Origin of the sequence: Saccharopolyspora sp. 6V (genome assembly GCF_020176785.1) — a bacterium.
Taxonomy (GTDB): Bacteria; Actinomycetota; Actinomycetes; order Mycobacteriales; family Pseudonocardiaceae; genus Saccharopolyspora_C; species Saccharopolyspora_C gregorii.
Map to the genome: position 1 here is coordinate 1 of NZ_JAIUKB010000161.1, position 2668 is coordinate 2668.

At 74.2% G+C, this 2668-nt stretch carries 2 protein-coding genes; one reads left to right on the forward strand and one right to left on the reverse strand.

The annotated features are described in order from the left end of the window. Positions 1-275 precede the first annotated feature (275 nt). Positions 276-1385, forward strand: coding sequence for an LCP family protein (locus LCD35_RS26260; RefSeq protein WP_224961479.1), 1110 nt, complete (start codon positions 276-278; stop codon positions 1383-1385). 74 nt (positions 1386-1459) lie between these two features. Here the strand turns inward: LCD35_RS26260 and LCD35_RS26265 are convergent, their stop codons facing one another. Continuing rightward, on the reverse strand, positions 1460-2257 hold the full coding sequence (locus tag LCD35_RS26265; protein WP_224961477.1) for a lysozyme: 798 nt from the start codon (positions 2255-2257) through the stop codon (positions 1460-1462). Positions 2258-2668 lie beyond the last annotated feature (411 nt).

The following is a 2668-nucleotide window of genomic DNA, read 5'->3' on the forward strand; positions in this document are numbered from 1 at the left end:
GGGGGTTGGGGGTGGGGGGGTGGTGTGCCGCGGATGGGCGTGTCGTGGGGGGGGGGGGGGGGGGGGGGGGGGGGGGGCCCCCCCCCCCGCTGCTGCGTTCGGCCGCCGCCGCTCCCGCCGATGCCGCGCACCCGCTACCCCCAGGCGGTTCCGGACGGGTGGTTTCCATACCGTTGCGGTAGCGGTGTGCCGGTCGCCACGGTGCTTCTGGGATGCTGCACCGCACAGGTCGGCACGGAGCGTGCTGGCGAGTCGACTCCGCAGGTGTGAAGGTCATGAGTGATTGGTCGGCGAATCCGCCGAGGGGCCGACGGCCGCAGCAGGGCGGCTACGACTACTACGCCCGCAACCGCGGCGGCGGTGGCGCACCGCCGCAACCACCGCCGACCCGGCGGGCCGGGCCGCCGCCCCCACCGCCGCGTCGGCGCAAGCGGATGGGCTGGGGCAAGCGCAGCGGCATCGCCGTGCTGGTGCTGCTGCTGGTCGTGGTCGGGTTCGGCATCTACGTCGACAGCGTCCTGCAGCGCACCGAAGCCCTCGAGTACGACGGGCGCATCGCCGACACCCCCGGCACCAACTGGCTGCTGGTGGGCTCCGACAGCCGCGAAGGCCTCGACGAGGCCCAGCGCGAGGAGCTCTCGGCCGGGGATGCCGCCGGGCGCCGCACCGACTCGATGATGCTGGTGCACATCCCCACCGGCGGCGGGAAGCCCGCGCTGATCAGCCTGCCCCGCGACTCCTACGTCCCGATCCCCGGGCACGGAAAGGACCGGCTCAACGCCGCGTTCTCCATCGGTGGCCCGCAGCTGCTGGCCCAGACCGTGGAGACGGTCACCGACGTGCACGTCGACCACTACGCCGAGATCGGGTTCGGCGGGTTCTCCGAGCTGGTCGACGCCGTCGGCGGCGTGGACATGTGCCTGGACGAGCCGATGGACGACGACATGGCCAACGTGCACCTGGCGGCGGGCTGCCAGGAGCTCGACGGGCCGCAGGCGCTCGGGTTCGTCCGCGCCCGCTACTCCCTCGACGGCGGCGACCTGGAACGCGCGGAGAACCAGCGCAAGCTGCTGGGCGCGCTGACCGACAAGGCGATGGGCCCGGCGACGCTGCTCAACCCGTTCCGGCTGGTGCCGCTGGCCAACGCGGCGGGCACCACGTTCCTGCTCAACGACTCCGATCACGTCTGGCACCTGTTCTGGCTGGTCAAGGCACTCGGTGATGTCAGCGGCGGCAACGGGATCACCACCAGCGTCCCGTTCGGGGACTTCGTGCGCACCGACAGCGGCCAGTCGGTCATCAAGTGGGACAGCGCGAACGCCTCGCGCCTGTTCGGGGCGATCGCCGCGAACGAACCGATCCCGGACGACCTCGTCGGACCCTGATCGCGGCGGGCGCGCACGACGGAGGGGTGGGACCGAACACCGGTCCCACCCCTCCGCTGCGTCCCGGGGGCCGCTCACATCGCGAACCGCTCCAGCTGCCCCGGGTTCCCGTTGAAGGTGTTCTGATCGCCCGGGAACACCCCGGCGTTGTCGAACTGCCAGATCGCCTGGTAGTCCCAGCCCGCGGGAAGCGGCCCCATCTCCGGGGCGAACCGGGCCAGCCACAGCGGGTTGTTCGCCGCGAAGTCCGGATTCGCCCCCGTGCACTGGTCCCACCAGCGGGTGGTGGTGTAGATCGTGGGGAACCGCCCGGTGCGGGCCTGGTAGGTGCCGCTGAAGTCGGCGATCCACCCCGACATCTGCTCCGGGGACAGGCCGTAGCACTCGTCGCCGTACGGGTTCGACTCGATGTCCAGCGCCCCCGGCAACGTCCGCCCGTCCGGCACCCACCCGCCGCCGTGGTCGACGAAGTAGTGCGCCTGCTCGGCGCCGGTGGAGCTGTCGGGCAACCCGAAGTGGTAGGCGCCGCGGATCATGCCCGCCGCCCGCGAACCCTCGTACTGCTGCGGATAGCTGTCGCTGGTGAACCCGATGCCCTCGGTGGCCTTGACGTAGGCGAACCGGGCGCCGTCGGCGAACGCGCGCGGCCAGTCCACCGCACCCTGGTGGCCGCTGACGTCCATGCCCGCCACTCCAGGGCCCCGCAGCTGCGGACCGGACCGGTCGGTGTCCTCGGTGGCGGAACGGCCCACGCTGTAACCGGCCCACGCCCCGTCCGGGTCGGCGCGGTCCAGGCGCGGCGCCGCGTCCGCGCCGTCGGCGCGCGCGGGCAGGGCGGGGGACACGATCGCGGCCAGCAGCGCACCGGTCAACGCGGCAGTCAGCCCGTGGCGCAGCCGGCGGCTCCGGGACGGGCGGGGATGTCGGGGAACGGGCACGGCGGTTCGCCTCCTAGGTGCGGGACGTCCGGTCGGCGCACGGCCGGCCGCCACCGTCGGTGATCGACCGGGTCGAAGATCGTGCGGGCGGAGGATAACCGCTTGATCGCGAACCCGCCCGATCTCAGTCGCCCGACCGTGACCCGAGCGCAGCGGAGTGGATATTCGCCGCCGCGTCGGGTACCTGTCGGGCCATGGCAGAACGAACCCACGGCCCCGGCGGCCCCCCGCGCGCCGGGCGCCGCCCCCCCCCCCCCCCCCCCCCCCCCCCCCCGGGGCCCCCGCCCCCCCCCGGGCCCCCCCCCGCCGCCGGGCGGCGCGCGGGGCTGCGCGCCCAGCACGGCG

Excerpts from the sequence above, each read along its gene's own strand:
- LCD35_RS26260 (WP_224961479.1), top strand. The coding sequence starts at position 276 with ATGAGTGATTGGTCGGCGAATCCGCCGAGGGGCCGACGGCCGCAGCAG.